Origin of the sequence: Rahnella sp. CJA17(1/100), assembly GCF_963881615.1 — a bacterium.
Lineage (GTDB): Bacteria > Pseudomonadota > Gammaproteobacteria > Enterobacterales > Enterobacteriaceae > Rahnella > Rahnella aceris.
This window is the reverse complement of sequence record NZ_CAWOJA010000015.1, coordinates 13,755-33,530: the sequence shown is the minus strand read 5'-3', so window position 1 is coordinate 33,530 and position 19,776 is coordinate 13,755. Positions and strand designations below refer to the sequence as shown.

Sequence of the window (19,776 nt, the reverse complement as noted above, 5' to 3'; positions counted from 1 at the left end):
AAAATACTGTGCAGACTCCTTTATGATGTAACGAAAATGTTGCTGTTACTCAGGGAATGCTATTCAACATGAAGGGAATGCCACCATTAATTCTTGCGCTGTTAGCCAGTTCGTTAGTACTCACTATCGGACGTGGCGTCACACTGCCGTTTATCACTATTTATCTGACTGAGCACTATCATCTGCTGCCCAAAAGCGTCGGGATCATTCTCGGTGCCAGCCTGGCAATCGGGATTCTCAGTAGTCTGTACGGCGGCTATCTGGTGGATAAATTCAATCACCGGACGCTGATTACCGTCTCCATCAGCCTGTTCGGGCTGAGCTTTTTACTGTTGCCGTTTCTGCCGAATGTGACCGGCGTGCTGCTGGTACTGGCGCTGCTCAATGCCGCTTACGCCCTGCTCAGCATCACGCTCAAAGCCTGTATCGCCAGCTGGTTGCCGGTAGAAAAAAGGGTGAAGGCATTTTCGATGAATTACACGCTGGTGAATGTCGGCTGGGCAGTGGGCTCATCGCTGGGCGTGTGGCTGGCGGGTTTCAGCCCGCTGCTGCCGTTCGTGATTTCCGGCGTACTGGCGCTCGGTACCGTGATTTCCCTGACCTGGGGATTGCGCAATATCCCGCATAAACCGCCGCAAACAGAACAGGAACAGAAACCCCTGCCAAAACCGAACCTTCGCCAGACACTGAGCATTCTGGCCCATGACCGTCGTCTGATTTACTTCACGCTGGGCAGCACGCTGGGTTCGGTGGTGTTCGGGCAATTCGCCGGTTATCTTTCTCAGTACCTGATTCTGGTCTCAAACGCCGCTTTTGCGTACAAAATCATCGGCGTGGTGATGATCACCAACGCCGTGATTGTTATCACCTTCCAGTACGTATTAAGCAGCCGGATGAAACAAAACAGCCTGCTGAAATGGCTGCTTCTCGGCACGATTTTCTTCATCATCGGCCTGATCGGCTTTATGACCGCCGGACAATCAGTGTTGCTTTGGGTGATCGCGATGGCGATTTTCAGCTTTGGCGAACTGATTGTTATCCCGGTGGAATACATGTTTATCGACTTTATCGCGCCGGAAAATATGAAGGGCAGCTATTACGGCATGCAGAACCTGAGCAATCTGGGTGGCGCGATAAACCCGGTCATGTGTGGTTTTCTGCTCAGTTACACCGCCCCGCCGGTGATGTTTATCGCGCTGATTGCCGCCTCGGTTGGCGGTCTGCTGTTCTTCTGGATGGGGCACCGTCTGGCGGCTAATACAGCACAGCCGCGTGCTGTTTAAGGGTTTCCATCAGCCCGATATAAGGATGCGGGCCATAGCTTATCCGGCTGACACCCGCCGCAGTGAGTTCAGCCAGCGGCGGCGTCAGGCTGCTGGCCATAATGTTCACCGGCAGCGCTGATACCTCACAGAGTTCGGCAATCAGTGTCAGGTCACTCAAACCGGGGGCAAAAAAACCGCTGGCTCCCGCATCCTTATAGGCAGTCAGCCGCTTTTTAGCTTCCGCCATCAGCACCGGATGCCGCGTGGCGTCGGGTTCCTGTAAAAAGACATCGGTGCGCGCATTGATAAATAACGCCATTCCCTGAGTTTCCGCCACCTGACGAAGCGAGTTCAGAATCTCGCATTGTTCACGGACGCCGTTCAGCGCGGATAATCCCATTTGCTGATCCTCAACATTAATACCCACGACACCCGCCTGCAAAAGTGCGCTCAGGTTGTCGCGGCGATCCGCACCATAACCGGTCTCGAAATCCACCGTGAGCGGCAGACTGATCACAGAGGCAATGCGTTGCACCGTCCGTAACAGGCTGGAAAAAGGCATGGCTTCGCCATCCTGATACCCCTGCGCCGCCGCACACGACCAGCTTCCGGTAGCGATGGCTTTTGCCCCCGACTGCGCCACCGCCAGCGCGCTGCCCGCATCCCAGATGTTGTATAAAATGACCGGATTGTGCTTCTGGTGAAGTTGTGAAAATGCCAGTGCCCGACTTTGCTGATTCATACCCTGCTCCTCGTTTAGCGGCTCAACGCCATTCTTCGTTCGTGTTCAATCAGCCACCGCTTGCGCCATAATCCGCCGCCGTAACCGGTCAGCGAACCATCAGCACCAATGACGCGATGACAAGGGATCAGGATTGAAATCTGGTTAGCCCCGTTGGCACGGGCGACTGCGCGGGAAGCCGTGGCCTGCCCGATATCCGCCGCCAGCGCGGAGTAACTGCGCAGTTCACCCGCCGGAATAGCCCTGAGCGCATCCCAGACTTTACGGGTAAACAATGAACCGAATTCCGCCAGTGGCGTGATAAATGTGTGCTTTTCACCCGCGAAATACGCCGCCAGTTCCAGTTCGAGCTGATCAATCAGCGGCGTTCGTCCAAAAATAATTTCAGAGGACGTCAGCTGTTTCAGCCACTCAATTTCATTAGGTAATGCCGGACGATCAATAAACTCCAGCAGATACAGTGCGTCGTGGCTGGCGATCGCCAGCATGGAACCGATCGGCGTATCCAGCCAGTCAGCCTTCAGAAACTGATGCTTTCTGGCCTGGCTCGGGTTCAGCCCGATTTGACGGGTGATCGCCGCTCGAAATCCGCTGCCGGATTCAAAACTCGCATCCAGTTGGGCATCAATTACCGGCTCTCCCCCGGCCAGCGCATCGACACCCTTGCCGATTTTGCGTAAGCGCGCCATTTCCAGAAAAGTGATGCCAAACTGTCGTTTAAAGGCGCGGCGGACAGTGGAAGGATCAACGTTCATCGCCTGCACATCGCCCTCGCTCCACTTTTTGTCTGGCTCGTTTTCCAGCGCAGCCAGCAATTTCAGCACCAGCGGGTCTTTTTCTCCGCCCTGCATCAGCGGCCGGCAGCGTTTACAGGGCCGGAATCCGGCTTCCATCGCGCTGACCATCGACGGATAAAATACCGAGTTCTCGCGCTTAGGTTTTCGTGCCGGGCAGGTCAGGCGGCAAAAAATACCGGTGCTTTTGACGCCGACAAAAGCAAAGCCGTCATAGGCCGGATCACGGGCAATCAGCGCAGCATAAAGCACATCATCGTCAGGTAAATCGAACAGCATGATTTCACTCGCAGACCGGAAACATGGGGAAAAGCATAGGGGAATTTCAGCGGGAGAAGCGACGTTTTTCGGGCGTTGATTTTAAATATTCACAGCAAGAGTGTCCGTGCCCGGCGTGATACCGGGCACGGCTATTTTTACTCCTCCAGTCCGCGGTTTTTCAGCATCGGCTCAATTGACGGAGCCTTGCCACGCCAGGTTTCGTAGAGTTTTTCCAGATCTTCGCTGTTACCGCGTGAGAGGATCTGATCACGGAATTTCTGACCGTTCTCCCGCGTCAGCCCGCCCTGCTCAGTGATACCGGCAAAGGCATCATCGGCCAGCATTTCGGTCCACAGATAGGCGTAATATCCGGCGGCATAGCCGTTACCCCAGATGTGCTGGAAATAGCTGGAACGGTAGCGCGGCGGCACATACGCCAGATTCACTTTATCTTTCACCAGCGACTCCGCTTCAAACTTATCAACATCCTGCTGCGGTGCGTCCGCGCTCAGGCTGTGCCAGTGCATATCCAGTAACGCAGCCGCCAGCAGTTCGGTCATGTCATAGCCTTTGTTGAATTTGCTGGCCTTCTCGATTTTGTCCTGCAAAGCCTGCGGCATCACTTCACCGGTCTGATAATGTTTGGCGAAGTGAGTAAACACTTTCGGATCGCTCGCCCAGTGCTCGTTAAACTGCGACGGGAATTCGACAAAATCACGCGGCGTCGCGGTACCGGAAAGACCCGGATATTCCTGATCGGCAAACAGGCCATGCAGCGTGTGACCAAATTCGTGGAACATAGTGATAACGTCGTCCCACGACAGCAGCGCCGGTTGCCCCGCCGCCGGTTTCTGGAAATTCGCCACGTTGTAAATCACCGGTTTCGTGCCCAGCAATTTCGACTGATCGACGTAGTTGCTCATCCATGCGCCGCCGCCTTTATTATCGCGCTGATAATAATCGGCGTAGAACAGCGCCATCGATTTACCGTCTTTATCGAACACCTCAAAAACCCGCACGTCAGGGTTGTAAACCGGCAGGTCTTTGCGTTCTTTAAAGGTGATGCCATACAGCAGGTTAGCGGCATAAAACACGCCGTTTTCCAGCACATTATTCAGCTCGAAATAGGGTTTGATCTGCGCGTCGTCCAGATCATATTTCTCTTTACGAACCTGCTGGGCGTAGTGCTGCCAGTCCCAGGCAGTCACTTTGAAGCCGCCCTTCTGTTTATCGATTTCTGCCTGAATATCCTGCGCTTCACGCTGCGCGCGGGCGGTCGCGGCTGGCACAATTTTGTGCATGAAATCCAGTGCAGCCTGCGGCGTTTTCGCCATCTGATCTTCCAGTTTCCACGCGGCATAACTCGGGAAACCCAGCACCTGAGCCTGCTGCGCGCGGACTTTTGCCAGCTTCGCAATCAGCTCACGGGTGTCGTTGGCATCGCCTTTTTCAGCGCGATTGATTGAGGCCTCATACAGTGCCTGGCGCGTGTCGCGGTCATCCAGTGACTGTAACAACGGCTGCTGCGTGGTGTTTTGCAACACCAGAAGCCAGGCATTATCCAGCTTGCGGTCTTTGGCGGCCTGCGCGGCTGCCGATAATTCGGCGTCACTCAGCCCGGCAAGCTGCGCTTTATCTTTCACCGTCAGCCCGCCCGCTTTGGTGGCGGCCAGCAATTTATTAGTGAACTGCGTGCTGAGCGTTGCCGCCTGTTGATTCAGCGCTTTGAGTTTGTCTTTATCCGCATCCGAAAGATTGGCACCTGACAGCTCGAAATCCTTAAAAGTCACCTCAATCAGGCGCTGTGATTCGGGGGAAATTTTCAGGCTGCTGCGCTGGTCATAGACCGCTTTCAGCCGCGCAAACAGCTTGCTGTTAAGATGAATGCTGTCATCCATCGCCGCCAGTTTTGGCGAGGTATCTTCGTCAATTTTTTGCAGCGTATCGTTGGTATTCGCGCCGGTCATCGCGCCAAAAACGTTTTGCACGCGTTGCAGCATGACGCCGGATTTTTCCAGCGCCACATAAGTATTTTCAAAAGTAGGCGGCGCGCTGTCGCTGGCAATTTTATCGACTTCAGCCAGTTTCTGGCGGATGCCTTCGAGGATCGCCGGTTCATAATCGCTGTCCTTATAGAGATTAAATTGCGGCGCCTGATATTCCAGCGGGCTGGGTTTCAGAAATGGGTTATCGGCATTAATAGCGTGATTCATGACGTGCTCCTGAGTGGCGGGCTGTGCGGTTTCCGCAGCCCCTGCAAACTGGCTGACAGCCAGGCTGGTTGCCAAAAAGAGAGATGACAAACGCATTCCAGTCTTCCTTATCTGAGTGAGAGAAGTGCTCCGTTAAGTCATTGAGAATAGACCTCACTCAGCGATCCGGCAAAAGGCAAACGTAGGTAAATCGTGTTATTACGAGGCGGATTCCATATTTTCGATAAAACTTTTCTGTCAGGATACCGGCCTTAGCAGGGCATAAAAGATGACAGAGGATCCGATGATCAAAGACCAGACTTTCAGTGACCAGCGTTTTAGCGTGAAGCAGTTTACCGGCGAGACACTGGAGAACTGCCGCTTTTACCGCTGCCGTTTTGACAGCACCGATCTGTCGGAAACAGCGTTCGTCGATTGTCTGTTTTACGATGATGGGGAACAAAAAGGCTGCTCTTTCCAGCATGCAAAATTGCAGGATGCCAGCTTTAAACGCTGTGATCTGACGATGGCTGATTTCAAAAACATTCAGGCGCTGGGCTGTGAAATCCGTGAATGCAAAGCCACTGGCGCAGATTTCAGCGGCGCGAGTTTTATGAATATGATCACTTCACGCACCTGGTTTTGCAGCGCCTTCATGACCAAAAATAACTTCAGCTACGCGAACTTCAGCAAAGTCATTCTGGAGAAATGCGAGTTATGGGAAAACCGCTGGACCGGCGCGAACGTGCAGGGCGCAAACTTCAGCGGCTCCGACCTTTCCGGCGGCGAATTCACCGAGTTCGACTGGAATAACGTCAACATTACCCATTGCGACCTGACGAACTCCGATCTGGGTGAGCTGAATATCCGTAAAGTCGATCTCGATGGCGTGAAAATCGACGACTGGCAGCAGAGTCATTTGCTGGAAAAGTTGGGGATGATAGTGATTCATTCGAAGTGAGAGGAGTTGAAGTGAAAGGAGTTGAAATAGTCTCATTGAGGATTGTATTTCGCCCAAAAACTGTATTTACGACCATGCTTCTCTTTAACTTTCCCCATATAAACAGCGTGATCAGGTAAAGCAGAATAAGTTTTGATTTCGTTATCCAACTGATCAAGCTGCTGCAAATAACTGGCAGCATGATGATAAGCCTGAGTTCTGCCCCCGGCTAAAATATCATCAGTCAGGCTTCGAAAAAGAATAACACGCAGGATATGCTCATTTGCAGGTACGTCATCCAGCAGTGAAAGCAACTGCGTGTAATGCCATTCAGCCACTTCGTGAATACCTTTTATCGCCAGTTCTTCAGCTTTTCCATATTCATGGAGTTTTAATAATGGATTTAACTGTTCATAAAGCTCCGGCTCTTTGAGCACTGACATAATGAATTTATCGCGCAATTGTTGCGCCTCATTATCTGAAACCAAAGCAAGCGTGCGCAGTAAGTTTGCATAATCAGGCTTAACATCCAGCAATTCGATTAATGTTTTCAGATAATTATCATGCTGCTCCAGTGCCTGATAACAATCGGCTAATAACGCTAACCGCGTCGCTTCCGGTCGAGCCCAGTCGTCATTACCCCATTTACCCTGCAACCATTTCATGGCCTCATCGTAAGCCCCACAATGGATACAGAACCTGATAATGCTTTCCTTTTGTCTGTAATCAGGCGAAGGACTGAGCAACAGAGTCGTCTGTATAAACAAAGCGGGGTCTTTTAAAGACTCAGCGATGCCATGAAGATGCGCAGACCAGATACCATCATCAAATGTTTCCTCATCTCTTTTTTTAAGTGAAGTGCGCAATTTATCTTCATAATAATCTGCCAGTTGTCGCAACTCGTCTTCAGTCAACAGCATTGAGGCATTAGGCAAAATCGGGTCAAGAATGCCGTACTCGTTATCTTCTACTAATTTTCTGACAACCGGCATCCAGCCTTTAGCGGGTACAGCACTCTGACTAGCTGCCTTCAGCCATAACAAACAAATATCCCGATAAATATCGCCAATATAACCATCAGAATCATCACACCGATTAAGCGAATTTTCCGCTGTGGCGAGTAAATCATTGAACAATTGAAAAGCCTGATCGGGAGAGACAGGCATTACGCTACTTTCAATATCTTTCTGTAAACCGTAGATCTTATTTGCAAGCTCGCTGGTTTCATAATAGCTGTAATAATGCCGCCCCCGGCGCAATGATTTTATCTCTTTCTTAAGCGTTTCAAATAATGCCGGGATATCTTTTTTGAGCAGAAGGCGTTCTATTCTCTTATCCAAAATCTCGTCTTCGCCGTAGAGTGAAGCAATAAAATTGGCCAACACATGACTCTCGAGCAGAGCAAGATCCGTGATTAAATTGTTATATTCTTTCATTGGCATCCCTTCTCTATTAGAAATCATTACACCCGATGGCTGCCATTCAATAACGCCGCCGCCATACTATCAAGGTGAGTTTTTACCTTCTCCCAATGCGGCATCACCTGCTTCATCAGGCGGTAAAACTGCTCGCTATGGTTATGCTCTGCCAGGTGGCACAATTCATGCAAAATCACATAATCGATGCTTTCGCGTGGCGCTTTGACCAGGTGGGGATTCAGGGTAATACGCCCCAGCGGTGAACAACTGCCCCACTGAGTTTGCATGGTTTGCACGCGCAGTGGCGGTCTTTCACTCACCCACAGCGCCTGAACGAGCATCTCCTCCAGCCTTCGGGCAAACACTTCTTTAGCGCGGTCTTTGTACCATTCATTGAGCAAAACGCGGATGCGCTCGGGATTCTTTTCCCGCACCGTAATTTCAAGCTTACCGCGCAGCATTTTGACCCGTGGTTTCTCATCCGGCTCCACCAGGATTTTCAGCATATATTGCTTGCCGAGATAATAATGGCTTTCACCGCTGATATATTGCCGTTCGGTCAGATGCTCCTGCTGGGCGCGAAAATCCCGCAGTTGTTGCCAGATCCAGCGTCCGCGTTTTTTAACCGCACCGAGCACTTCTTCATCGGAACTGTTTTCCGGCGCTGCCACCTGCACCCGGCAATCAGGATGCACCTTAATCAGCACCTTATTTTTCTGACTGCGCCGGGTGCTGATTTCAAAGCAAATGCGTTCATCACCATAGTGAAAGCACTGATCAGGCGAATATTTACGTGGCCGGGGAACCGCAATTCTTACGCTCATATTTCCCTTATAGGCCAGATAAGCCAACGCGGGTGATTTGCACCACGCTTTCGACAATCATATTCACCTGATGGATACCCGCCCCGACGTCTTTGCACTGCTGAAATAACATCGGCAACAAACGGGTACGGATGGCTGCTTCGATATTTTGCGTGTTAATGGAATTCTCGGTAACGGCACAGTCAACCTCAGCATCAACCACAAACGCCAGATTGGTCCAGTTCTTCTCGACCTGCTCATCTGCCGTTGCGAACACCTGCGGCAAGGTTTTTTTAAACACGCCGTAGTAGGCCTGAGCATGCTTATTGCTGCCAAATGCATCAGGAATATCCTGGAGGCGGCGGTTTTCAACGTCCTGCATAAATTCGGAGTACAGCAAATATTGTTTGGAAGGATGATCGAACTGTTTTTCGGCTTCTTCGATGGTTTTCATCAGCAACGCAGAGAAGGCTTCCCGCGCGTAGGGATCATCATGCAAATCCTGCTCAATCATTTTGGTTACACGGGTTTTGATGATATCGGTTTCGTTACGCGTTTTATCTTCCGACCAGGAGGCATCCGGTGTTTTCGGCTTTTGCTGACCCATTTTAGACACGCTATACACCGCATCAGGCTCTTTTATCTGCACGCCCACCACGTGTTTATCCAGCAGCTTTTTCACCTGGTCAGCGTATTCGTCATAATCTACCGTTTCACCGGCATCCGCTTTTATCTGTAAACGCAAAATCGAAAGTTGCCTGACCGTATCTTTGTAATTTTTGCGGTCAGCATCAGTAAAGCTGCCGTCTTCAAAGAAGGTCGCTGACTGCAATGCCACTTTCAGGCAACTGGCAAAGGCACTGAGAGCCTCGTAAAAATCTTCACGACGTTTCAGATGAATATCGACAAACTCGCTGTGACGGAGCTCCATTTTGGGCACCAGCGCCTGACGTAGTTGTTCCGGGTCACTTTGATTCGTCACCCCGTCAAATATCGCCCACAGGGTGTTATAGAGTAACGGCAGGCGTTTATATTCGCTGCTCATCTGATTATACAAACCGTCGATATCATGGATGTCATAACCGCCCTGCGTACGCGAGGCCAGATCCTGATATTTGGCGATGGTCGTATCCAGTTCGGCCAGCACACCGCGGTAGTCGATCAGCAATCCTTCTTTTTTCTTGTCATGCAGCCGGTTTACACGGGCGATAGCCTGGATCAGGTTATGGCCTTTCAGCGATTTATCGATATACAACACGGCGTTCTGCGGTTCATCAAATCCGGTGAGTAATTTATCGATCACGATCAGCAGCTTAAGTTGATCATCTTTCTCAAAACGTTTAATCAGGTCGCCGGTATATTTCTGCTCATCCTGACTGCCGACATTGTCTTTCCACCACTTCGAGACTTCCGGCAGAGTGGCTTCGTCGATGCTGGTATTGCCCTCACGGGTATCTGGCGGACTCATGACCACAGCAGATTCAAACAATCCGGCCTCATCGAGGTACTTTTTATATTTGATCGCCGAGAGTTTGCTGTCGCACGCCAGCTGGCCTTTCAGACCCTCCGTAATATGTTTACTGAAATGGTTGGCGACATCCAGAGCGATCAGCCGGATACGATCATCAGAGCTTTGAACTGCACCTTTGCGGGAGTATTTGCGTTTTAAATCGGCTTTTTGCGTGTCACTCAGCCCTTCGGTGATGCGTTCAAACCAGCTGTCGACGGCTTTCTCATTCACGTTCAGCTCAGGCCTCCGCTCTTCATACAGCAACGGGGAAACGGCTTTGTCTTCCACCGCGCGTTGCATGGTATAGGCGTGAACTATCGGGCCAAACTTGTTGGTGGTTTTGTCATCTTTAAGTAATGGCGTACCGGTAAAGGCCACAAATGCCGCGTTGGGCAACGCCAGTTTCATGCGAATATGATTTTCACCGCCCTGACTGCGGTGGCCTTCGTCGATCAGCACAACGATATTCGGGTCGTCGTTAAAACACTCCGGCAATTCTGTTGCGGAGGTAAATTTCTGGATCAGCGAGAAGATAATCCGCTCTTTGCCTTTGCTGATTTGCTGCGCCAGACGCGCCCCCGAGGTCGCCATAGCTTTCTGATGATCGTGCTTGCCGGGCAGCTGATCGCCCGACAGAAAACTGTTACTCAGCTGAGTCTGTAAATCCACGCGGTCAGTCACGACGATGAAGCGGCAGGCTTTCAGCGATTCATCCAGCAGTAACGCTTTGCTGAACAGCACCATCGTCAGCGATTTACCGGAACCTGTGGTATGCCATATCACGCCGCCTTCACGACCGCCCTGCGCATTTTTGAGTTTGATGCGCTCAGTCAGTCGCTTAATGCCAAACACCTGCTGATAACGGGCAATCACACGGCCAATCTTATTATCGAACAGCGTATACAGGCGGGTCATGTCCAGCAAACGCGCCGGCAATAACAGACTGATGAGCATCTGATCCTGACCGGTGACAGCCAGCTGACCGCCGGCAATCAGGTTCTGATACCAGGCGATGTCTTGCGGTTTGCGGTGGCTAAACAGCGAGGTGATTTGTTGGGTACTGAGCTTTTTATTTTTTACCGCCAGCATTTCAGCGTCGGTAATATCTTCTTCCCGCCAGCCGCCCCAGAATTTAAGCGGCGTCCCGCAGGTGGCGTAACGCCCGTCGTTGCCGTTAACAGAAAGCAAAATCTGGCTGTAGACGAATAACTGCGGAATTTCGTCATGCATCTGGTTACGCAGGTTTTGGGAAATACCTTCTTCGAGGGTCGGGCCTTTCTTGCCCTGACTGACCGGGCGCTTGGCCTCAATCACCACCATCGGAATGCCATTCACAAAACCGACGATATCCGGTTTACGGCAGTCATAATATGAAGAACCAATGCCGCCCGTGCGGGTGACACGAAATTCTTCGGTGACCAGAAAACTGTTGCTGGCGATGTTGTTCCAGTCAATCAGTGAAACCGTCTGGTTGGTTTTACGGCCATCAACGAATTCAGTGACGGCGATACCGTACAGCAAATGGTTGTACATCCGCTGATTCGCCTGCCTCAGGCCTTCATTCAGCGCCGGACTGCAGACTTCACTGATAATATTTTCGATAGATTTTTCAGAAAGCGGATGCGCTTTGCCCGCGTAATGAAAACGCCGGGTTTGCAGCACACGGCGCAACTCTTCACGCAATACCACCTGATCCTGTTTGCCGTGGCGGGCATCCAGCGCCTGTTGCGGCGAAAGAAAGCGCCAGCCCATATTCGCCATCAGCGTCAGGGCGGGTAATTTGGCGATATATTCTTCTTCGTATTTCGGTGGGGTATGCATTTCGGGTTGCGACATCAGTTAGTCCTTTTTCTTCTGTAAACGCTTTTCGAGCTGATCCAGTTGTTCCAGTTCAATCCGGTCAGCCTCCAGGGCATCATGCTTTTTGCGCTGCTGATCAAAAATCTCATAGCACTGATGTGCTTTTAAAGTCATTTGTTCACGACTCACTGAACCCGCTCGTTTTAAAATCGGCTGATCGTTAAATGCCATGAATTTATCGATGTATTCCTGCCAGTCACTTAATACTAAGTGCTGTTTTCTTTCCGCGCGAAACTCGGCAAATTCAAAGAACATTGAAACCTGACGGTTAAGGCTGTCCAGTTCATCGTTACTAAGATAATTCTTCGCCACCACCACATCGGCTTTACGCACACGCTGACCTTTGAAACTGAACAGGTTCATATTCGGCTTATCCGGGTCAGCTCTTTGTACAATTAATTCAGCAGCCGTAAAACCCGTTACAGCAAAAAACAACTTATTTTGTACTTCGGCAAACAACAGTGAGGTTTCTTTTTCATTGGCGCGATAATCTTCAGACAGCGCCAGCAAATCACGGATTTTTTGATAGAAACGTAATTCCGAAGAACGTATTTCGCGAATGCGCTCAAGCAGTTCATCGAAATAATCCCATTTAGGATCTTTAAGACGCTCGTCATCCATTACCACGCCTTTAGACAAATACTCACCCAGCGTCCGGGTTGCCCAGCGTCTGAACTGTGTGCCTCTTGTCGAGCGTACCCGATAACCTACGGCAAGAATTAAGGGCAGCGCATACAGCTGAGTCAGGTACTCTTTTCCATCACTGGCAGTTGTCAACTTACGGTTGACAACTGCCTCCTCAGCCAGCTCCTGCTCTGAGAAAATGCCTTTCACATGCTTACTGATATTCTGCTTAGTGGTCTGGTAAAGTTCTGCGATTTCCAGCTGTGTCAGCCACACCTGACCGCCAAGCTGACGCAATGTAAACTGCGCCATGCCGTCTTCGCTGGTATACAAAATCACATCATTTTCAGGCATCCATGCACTCCTCTGTCGTGTCAATTTCCACCCGGCGCTTACCAGTCAGTAATTGCTGCATTAACGCGGCCTTTTCCTGCTTCAGGAAGGCCAGTTTCTTTTGCAGCAGCTCGATTTCATTATCGGCAGCGGTAAGAACGGCGGCGATTTTTTGTTGTTCCGGGAGTGGGGGTAAAACTATACGTAAGAGCATTAATCTCTTTTTAGAAAGATTATATCTGGTTGCCCCTTGAGCAAGTTTAGAAATTTTCCTCCGCATTTCATCGCCCCTGAAGACAAACTTACAAAATTCGGGTAATACTTTTTCAAATGTAAAAAGCCTGTATCCAAAACAGAATGAGTTAAGATAGGTATCTTCAATATGGGAAAGCAAAACTGAAGACATCCCAACCTCTTCCGGAGTCTCCGAAGAGGTTGTGAAAAATATATCCCCATAAGAAACTCTAGATTGATTTTCTTTTGGCCCAATATTTACTTTTTCAGAAAAATCTATATTAATTTCAGTGTTCTTATATACATTCATATATGAAATATAAGGATAGCCAGAACCAAAGTCTTCTTTAGTTTTACCAGTCAAGCCTGAATATGTTTCACCTAAACTTCCAAGCTCTTCACTAAGCCACTCTCCTTCAAACCCCGGCAACCGCTTCTTCCCCGTCAACAAACTCTGCATCAGCGCTTTTTTCTGCTGCTGGCTGTTGCCGATCAGTTTTTCGGTGGTCGCAATCGCCTTATCCCAGGTTGAGAGGATTTGGGCGATTTTGGTTTGTTCTGGGAGTGGGGGCACAGGCACGGATATTTTTTGTGCTAATTTAGTATTGAAAACACCTTGCGCCCCACCTGCAGCTCCAGAAAATATTTGATCCCTTCCTTCTTTAGATAGTAAAAAAGCTGTATAAAAATCTGAATTATATGATTTAGTAGCCTTAATTATGATTGCATTAGCAATATTTGCCTCAGTCTCAAGACCTTCAACCTTACAAACCATACCAAGGTTTGCCCCAACACGAGCAATGAGTATATCTTGGTTGAATATTTGAGACTTTTTATTAGCCTTGTGAAATTCTTTAGTGACATATACAACTTCATTTTTTCTAAAAAAACCATTTCTAATATTTAAAGTTCTATAGAATGGAACTCCAGTTGTTGAAGAACAATAATAGTTATTAACGTTACCAACATATCCTACAACTATTTTTGGGAACAATTCCCCTAGGAGTTTGACCTCCCAACCCGCCGGAACCTTACTCATAACCCAGCTCCTTGAGATATCCCGCCATTTCCACTTCCAGTGCATCCAGTTGCGCTGTTAATGCCAGACGCTCTTCGCGCACCGCCACCAGATCAATCTCTTCTTCTTCTTCGAAAGTATCGACATAACGTGGGATATTCAGGTTGTAGTCGTTTTCCTGAATTTCTTTCAGGCTGGCGATATAGGCGTATTTATCGACAGAGCCGCCTTCGCGGTAAGTCGCGATGATTTTAGCGATATTTTCCGGGCTGAGTTCATTCTGGTTTTTACCGGATTTATATTCCCGGCTGGCATCGATAAACAGCACATTGTTATCGATTTTATCTTTCTTAAAGATCAGGATCGCCGCCGGAATGCCGGTGCCGTAAAACAGTTTTTCCGGCAGGCCGATCACCGCATCGAGCAGGTTTTCCTCAATCAGTTGCTGGCGAATTTTCCCTTCACTGGAACCACGGAACAGCACGCCGTGCGGCACGACTACGCCCATTCTGCCACCTTTTGTTCCACGGGAAGCTGGTTTCAGGGTTTCGATCATATGCGAGATAAACGCGTAGTCGCCTTTGGTTTTTGGCGGAATCCCCCGGTGGAAGCGGTTGAATTTATCAGTTTCCGCATCCGCATGGCCCCATTTATCCAGGCTGAACGGCGGGTTAGCGGTAACGATATCAAACAGCATCAGGTCGCCGTTTTTATCCAGCAATTTCGGGTTGCGGATGGTATCGCCCCACTCGATTTTGTGGTTGTCTTCGCCATGCAGGAACATGTTCATTTTTGCCAGCGCCCAGGTGGAGCCAATGGCTTCCTGACCGTACAACGCATAATGCTTTGAACCGTGATTCGTGCGCACACGGGCACCGCATTTGATCAGCAATGACGCCGAACCACAGGCCGGATCGCAAATGGTATCGCCCGGTTGCGGATCCAGCAGTTCAGACATTAAATCCGACACTTCCGGCGGGGTATAAAACTCACCGGCTTTCTGCCCGCCACTGGCGGCAAATTTCTTGATCAGGTATTCGTAAGCGTTACCGATGACATCCAGCGTGCCGACGCGGCTCGGTTTAAGGTTCAGCTCCGGTTTATCAAAATGCTCGATAAGTTCACGCAGAATGCCGTTCTTCTGCTTTTCTTCACCGAGTTTATCGGTGTTGAAAGAGATGTCCTGGAACACGCTTTTACCGGCATCCTTAAGTTTGGTGCCGTTGGCTTCTTCAATAGCGTGCAGCGCCTGATCGATACGTTCGCCGTTTTTGGCTTCGTGACGACGGGCGTAAATGGCGTAATAACTGGCATCACGCGGCAGAACAAAACGCTCACTTTTCATCAGCGCTTCGATCAGTTCCGGCGAATCACCGTGCTCTTTGGCGTAAGTGTCGTAATGATCCTGCCAGACGTCAGAGATGTATTTCAGAAACAGCATCGTCAGGATGAAATCTTTATAGGTGTCCGCGCTGATGGTGCCACGGAACGTGTCACAGGCGTCCCAAAGTGCTTTGTTAATGTCGTCTTGTTTTACTTTATCGTTCATTCGGGTCCGTCACTCTTTATCGTTCGGTGAAAAGCATGACGGCATTCTACCCTTATCACTGCTTTGCAAAAATAGCGCGTTTCCCCATTGCCAAAATGCAGGTGTAAAAAAACCGCCCCGAAGGGCGGTTTCTCTACTGCTACAAACCCGGGCCCGTGCTGACATTGATGTTGATATGAGAAACATTAACGTTCCATCCATCACCAGCAGTTGTCATCAAAGAACCCAGTACAACGATCAGTGCATAAATACACTTATTCATTGATGCGGCCTTTTACAACCGCGTTTCACCAATAAGCACCGGGACCGACTGGAGAAGGACAAGCAGTGTTTGGGTTGCCTGTCCGCGCGGTACTCAAGTGCTAATTTCAAGCCCGGTGACCCGTCGCTAAACGGGCAAACTAGCCCCGCGCAGATGCTACCACCAAGACCATAAAAACAATAAGGATATGTGTATAGAATTTAAACTTGCTGCCTTCCCACCCCTGGTGTAAGTTAGTGGCGTTTGGGTTGCCTGATCCCGCTTATTATTAAAGCGTGAAACTGGGTTGATTTAGCGCTAACTGAATCACCCAACAAAAAAACCGCTCTCTGAAGCGGTTTTTTTGTGCCTGAAATTCAGCCCTTACCGTCTCATTTCCCCTGGCCGAAAAAGTCGTTGTACAGCATGTAAAGATGCGCCGCACTCCATGAGAAGTTAGGTGCGCCCTGCTGCTGGCCGTTGAGCGGATTGTAGTTTTCCCGGATAGGCGCATCCGAAACCAGACCATCGGCGTGATCAAAGAAGGCCTGTGCCATTTTCACAGCATCTTCGCGGTAACCGTATTGCTCCATGCCTTTCAGACCGAAATATAACTGATCGACCCAGACCCTGCCGCGCCAGTAAATGTCTGCACCGAACGCCGGATTGGTCAGTGCGGCGGTGCCCAGCGGCACATAGGTGTTAAATTCGCGCACATCTTTCATCACTTTCACCACGGCGTCGGCATGCGCCTGCGTCGCTGCGCCGTTAAACAACGGTGACCAGCCTTCCGGGCCTTTGCCGCGTTCGACGATTGGTTTGCCCGCGCAGCCGTTGGCCAGCGGTTTGTCTTCAATGCGGATGTCATAGAAGAAGCCGCTGCGGCTGTCGAACATGCAGGTGTTGATGTATCCGGCCAGTTTGACGGCTTTCGCGCGGAAATCTGCGGCGGCTGTTTTCTTGCCCAAAATGTCGGCGATTTCGGCCATGTATTTGTTGTCGCTGTACATATAGCTGGCTTCATCGACGGATTCCTGTAACAGCGAATACCCCAGCAACGTTCCGTCATCCGAACGGTTTTCGGCGAATTTGACCTGCCAGTCCTGTTTTTTACCGCCATTTTTGATGTATTTCGTCAGCTGATCGGCATCGATAAAACCGAAGGCCGCCGCATCATCCCGCCCCGATTCCCACGAAGCCGCCACCTGCGCCGGGATTTCGATGCTGTCGTACTGACCGGATTTCACCACGCGGTCGTAGTTTTTCAGCCCGGATTCGGTCTGTTCTTTCTGCCCTTCCCTGACGGTAAACAACATTTTGCCGTCAGCGGTGTTATGCGCTTTATCGCGCGTGGCGCCATATTCCGGCACGCCGTTATGGTTATGGTCACGGTTACGCAGCCACCAGTCGTGATAAGCGACCAGTTTAGGGTACATCTCCGCCAGCCATTGTTTATCACCGGTCGTTTTGTAGATTTCCATCACCGACCACGCCGCCAGACTCGGTTTCGTGTTGCGTTCATTCCAGTTGGTGCCATCGCCGCCACGTTCCGGACCCGGGTTATAGGCAATCAGATCAGGTACAAAACCGGCATCCCACGGACGAACCGGATCACCGGGCTGGATCTGAAAGGCAAACACGGCGCGGATATTGTTTTTCGCCACCTCGGGATTGAAATGCGCCATCGCATACGCCTGTTTCCAGGTGTCCCACGGCCAGGTCTGATTGCCGGAGAACCAGCGGCCAGTCACCGATGGCGTCACCGAATCAAACTTCATCGCACCTGCCGCCCCGCGCCAGTTACCGGTTAATGTTTCGATGGCTTTCACCGCCACACGTTCCTGATCTTTGGTTGCTTTCGGGTTTGTCAGACCGGCATTCAGGTAGCCTTCCCAGCGTTTTTGCGAGGCATCCAGATAAGGCTGGGGATGCGCCAGAATATCCTGGATTTTCGGCTGCTCTTTCTGAACCTCAGCGGCCGTCAGCAGATGCGAATAAGTGGTGTAAAACGTGGTGGAACCGGCGATTTTGGCTTTGCCGGTAAACTGATGGCCTGTAACCGTCATCTGCATCGGCAGGGATTTGTGGATCTGATATTCGGACTCGCCGGAGGTCATCAGGCTCGAGGCCTCGCGCACTTTGCCGAAAATCACGCGCAGGCCGTCAGCAACCGGCAGGATCTGGCGCGTATACCCCGGATATTCCTGCCCGATGGTTTTATCCGATGGCGGTTTTCCTTCCTGAGCGCGGAGCTTTTCCAGCAGTTCGCCGTCCCAGACCAGTTCCAGCGGGGAATCCGTGGTGATTTTAGTTTCCAGCAAAGAAGTGCGGGACGTCACGAAACGCAGGGTCATGTCGATGCGGATGCCGGGCGCGGTCAGCGTCTGGATAAGCGCCCCGGGAATGCTGTAAGCGGTCATGCTCAGCGCGACTTTTTGTCCGGCTTTATACACCGTCAGCCGGTCAAAGTTATCGGCCATAAAGTTGATATATTCTTCGGTCAACAGCGCCGGTCCAGGGAATCCGCCCATACCTTGCGGGCCAGACGGCAGTAAATGCCCATGCCAGGCACCCTCATCAAATAAAGGATTAAAACGCTGATGCTCGTCGAAATCATAATCGAGCATATATTGCGGCGCGCCGGTACGGTTAATAACGTTTTTAAACGAATCAGCCCGCAAAGTATCGGCGTTTTCTGCCTGTGCGTGTGCAGAAATAAATAAAGCAGCGCAGATAATTAAACTGAGCGGCCGGTGCGGATTAATTTTTTTCATTATGATCTTCCCCAGTAGAAATATTGCATAAGAAATACCGAGTTGCTGGCGCCGGTATTGTCATTGCTCATATAGAATTTGCTGTCTAATGCGGTCGCGAACCGGCCATCGTAATATTCGTACCAGATACCGGCCTGTGCGTAAGACGTGGTGGTATCGAAAGTAGTATCCCGCGAATGTTCGGCATAACTGTACGCGGTGGATAAATACAGTCCGGTGACCGCTTCAACCATGGCGCTGACCATCATTCCTGATTCGTGGCCGGAATGGCTGCTGTCGCCTTTGCCGGTGTGATGCCAGACGCGCCCTGCCAGATTTTTACCCTGCAAACCCGCGAGGAATAGCTGCCCGGTGCCATCGGTCAGTTCCAGACCGTTGAGCAGCGTCAGCCCTTCCATCAGATCATATTGCGTGTAGCCGTTGACCATCGCCTGATAGGTGTATTTATCTGAATAACGGTCGTATTTTCCGAAATGGAGCAATGCAGTACTTTCATTAACACGGCTTTGCGGTGCGGCGGTCAGGCTGTAACGAAACTTGCCGGTCAGGTTTTGCACCTTCACTGCCTGCGTTAAATCGCGGGTATTGGGGATCACGTAGCCGTATTCCGGCGTGAAATCGCCCCACCATTGCAGGTCATCCAGCGAGGAATCGTTGCGCATACTGAGGATAAATTCGGTGCCCCGATCAGTACGATAACCACCGTAAAAACGGTTTAAGCCGCCTTCGAATCCGCCCCAGCGGTGATCAGGCACCCAGGCGTTTCCCTGATGATCGGCCTGTACCGTCCAGCCTTCGCCGTAAATAAGCCCGAACCAGTTACCGTGTTTTATTTCCACACCACCTTCGATATAGGTTCCGTCGCTGTATTTATGCTGATCTTTGCCATTTAAATACACGCTGCCGCCGCCGCCCATTTCGCCATAAAAGCGATAAGCAGTGGCGTCGCGGCTGACCGGCGTTATTTCCGGTGGTGCCGATTCATTATGTTCGGCGGGGACAACCGGTTCCTGCGCCCGCAAATTCATTGATAAGGAAAATAATAAAAGTACTAATATTTTATTTAATGATGTGTTCTTCATCGGTATGCGCTTCTTTGTTTGGTTATTATGAACAGGAAAGCAGAAGTAAAACGCATACTAGTAAATATTTTACTAAAATATACTTAAAATTAGGTAAAGCGTTAACTCTGTCACAGTGAGATTTTGCGGGCCGGAA

The 19,776-nt window shown here is 50.4% G+C and carries 13 protein-coding genes; 2 read left to right on the top strand and 11 right to left on the bottom strand.

Going from position 1 to position 19,776, the window contains the following annotated elements; translation table 11 throughout:
• Nucleotides 1-68 precede the first annotated feature (68 nt).
• The gene (locus AACU55_RS09905; RefSeq protein ID WP_134706958.1) at nt 69-1,283 is read left to right on the top strand and encodes an MFS transporter; all 1,215 of its coding nucleotides are present in this window, start codon (nt 69-71) and stop codon (nt 1,281-1,283) included.
• Here AACU55_RS09905 and AACU55_RS09900 read toward each other — a convergent pair.
• From AACU55_RS09900 to dcp, 3 genes are all read right to left on the bottom strand, one after another.
• Entirely contained in the window at nt 1,255-2,007 is a 753-nt protein-coding gene (locus tag AACU55_RS09900) for an isocitrate lyase/PEP mutase family protein (RefSeq protein ID WP_037033767.1), read from the bottom strand. The genes AACU55_RS09905 and AACU55_RS09900 overlap by 29 nt on opposite strands.
• A 14-nt stretch (nt 2,008-2,021) precedes the next feature.
• Nucleotides 2,022-3,080 carry a bifunctional transcriptional activator/DNA repair enzyme AdaA gene (locus AACU55_RS09895; protein ID WP_134706957.1) on the bottom strand — a complete coding sequence of 353 codons (1,059 nt, stop codon included), beginning with the start codon at nt 3,078-3,080 and terminating at the stop codon, nt 2,022-2,024.
• Between the two features lie 137 nt (nt 3,081-3,217).
• The gene (gene dcp / locus AACU55_RS09890; protein ID WP_134706956.1) at nt 3,218-5,371 is read right to left on the bottom strand and encodes a peptidyl-dipeptidase Dcp; all 2,154 of its coding nucleotides are present in this window, start codon (nt 5,369-5,371) and stop codon (nt 3,218-3,220) included.
• A 187-nt stretch (nt 5,372-5,558) separates the two neighbouring features.
• On the opposite strand from dcp, the gene AACU55_RS09885 reads away from it, so the two are divergent.
• Nucleotides 5,559-6,215, top strand: a complete 657-nt coding sequence (locus AACU55_RS09885; RefSeq protein WP_013573489.1) for a Qnr family pentapeptide repeat protein — start codon at nt 5,559-5,561, stop codon at nt 6,213-6,215.
• 32 nt (nt 6,216-6,247) lie between these two features.
• Here the strand turns inward: AACU55_RS09885 and AACU55_RS09880 are convergent, their stop codons facing one another.
• The 8 genes from AACU55_RS09880 to ygjJ all read right to left on the bottom strand — a co-directional run bounded on the left by AACU55_RS09880 (nt 6,248) and on the right by ygjJ (nt 19,640).
• Entirely contained in the window at nt 6,248-7,630 is a 1,383-nt protein-coding gene (locus AACU55_RS09880; protein WP_134706955.1) for a DUF6880 family protein, read from the bottom strand.
• Nucleotides 7,631-7,656: 26 nt separating this feature from the next.
• Complete coding sequence (locus AACU55_RS09875) at nt 7,657-8,436, bottom strand: M48 family metallopeptidase (RefSeq protein WP_134706954.1); 780 nt, start codon at nt 8,434-8,436, stop codon at nt 7,657-7,659.
• A gap of 7 nt (nt 8,437-8,443) precedes the next feature.
• Nucleotides 8,444-11,761, bottom strand: a complete 3,318-nt coding sequence (locus tag AACU55_RS09870; RefSeq protein ID WP_205960153.1) for a type I restriction endonuclease subunit R — start codon at nt 11,759-11,761, stop codon at nt 8,444-8,446.
• A gap of 3 nt (nt 11,762-11,764) precedes the next feature.
• Nucleotides 11,765-12,763: a RhuM family protein gene (gene rhuM / locus AACU55_RS09865; protein ID WP_134706953.1), complete on the bottom strand. Its 999-nt coding sequence runs from the start codon at nt 12,761-12,763 to the stop codon at nt 11,765-11,767.
• On the bottom strand, nt 12,756-14,015 hold the full coding sequence (locus AACU55_RS09860; RefSeq protein WP_134706952.1) for a restriction endonuclease subunit S: 1,260 nt from the start codon (nt 14,013-14,015) through the stop codon (nt 12,756-12,758). Before AACU55_RS09860 ends, rhuM begins: the two co-directional genes overlap by 8 nt.
• Entirely contained in the window at nt 14,008-15,543 is a 1,536-nt protein-coding gene (locus tag AACU55_RS09855; protein ID WP_134706951.1) for a type I restriction-modification system subunit M, read from the bottom strand. Before AACU55_RS09855 ends, AACU55_RS09860 begins: the two co-directional genes overlap by 8 nt.
• A 633-nt stretch (nt 15,544-16,176) precedes the next feature.
• Nucleotides 16,177-18,558 carry an alpha-glucosidase gene (gene ygjK, locus AACU55_RS09850; protein WP_134706950.1) on the bottom strand — a complete coding sequence of 794 codons (2,382 nt, stop codon included), beginning with the start codon at nt 18,556-18,558 and terminating at the stop codon, nt 16,177-16,179.
• Nucleotides 18,558-19,640 carry a protein YgjJ gene (ygjJ, locus tag AACU55_RS09845; protein WP_134706949.1) on the bottom strand — a complete coding sequence of 361 codons (1,083 nt, stop codon included), beginning with the start codon at nt 19,638-19,640 and terminating at the stop codon, nt 18,558-18,560. Before ygjJ ends, ygjK begins: the two co-directional genes overlap by 1 nt.
• Nucleotides 19,641-19,776: the final 136 nt, after the last annotated feature.

Coding starts and splice junctions, on each gene's coding strand:
- AACU55_RS09905 (WP_134706958.1), top strand. CDS start 69: ATGAAGGGAATGCCACCATTAATTCTTGCGCTGTTAGCCAGTTCGTTA.
- AACU55_RS09900 (WP_037033767.1), bottom strand. CDS start 2,007: ATGAATCAGCAAAGTCGGGCACTGGCATTTTCACAACTTCACCAGAAG.
- AACU55_RS09895 (WP_134706957.1), bottom strand. CDS start 3,080: ATGCTGTTCGATTTACCTGACGATGATGTGCTTTATGCTGCGCTGATT.
- dcp (WP_134706956.1), bottom strand. CDS start 5,371: ATGCGTTTGTCATCTCTCTTTTTGGCAACCAGCCTGGCTGTCAGCCAG.
- AACU55_RS09885 (WP_013573489.1), top strand. CDS start 5,559: ATGATCAAAGACCAGACTTTCAGTGACCAGCGTTTTAGCGTGAAGCAG.
- AACU55_RS09880 (WP_134706955.1), bottom strand. CDS start 7,630: ATGAAAGAATATAACAATTTAATCACGGATCTTGCTCTGCTCGAGAGT.
- AACU55_RS09875 (WP_134706954.1), bottom strand. CDS start 8,436: ATGAGCGTAAGAATTGCGGTTCCCCGGCCACGTAAATATTCGCCTGAT.
- AACU55_RS09870 (WP_205960153.1), bottom strand. CDS start 11,761: ATGTCGCAACCCGAAATGCATACCCCACCGAAATACGAAGAAGAATAT.
- rhuM (WP_134706953.1), bottom strand. CDS start 12,763: ATGCCTGAAAATGATGTGATTTTGTATACCAGCGAAGACGGCATGGCG.
- AACU55_RS09860 (WP_134706952.1), bottom strand. CDS start 14,015: ATGAGTAAGGTTCCGGCGGGTTGGGAGGTCAAACTCCTAGGGGAATTG.
- AACU55_RS09855 (WP_134706951.1), bottom strand. CDS start 15,543: ATGAACGATAAAGTAAAACAAGACGACATTAACAAAGCACTTTGGGAC.
- ygjK (WP_134706950.1), bottom strand. CDS start 18,558: ATGAAAAAAATTAATCCGCACCGGCCGCTCAGTTTAATTATCTGCGCT.
- ygjJ (WP_134706949.1), bottom strand. CDS start 19,640: ATGAAGAACACATCATTAAATAAAATATTAGTACTTTTATTATTTTCC.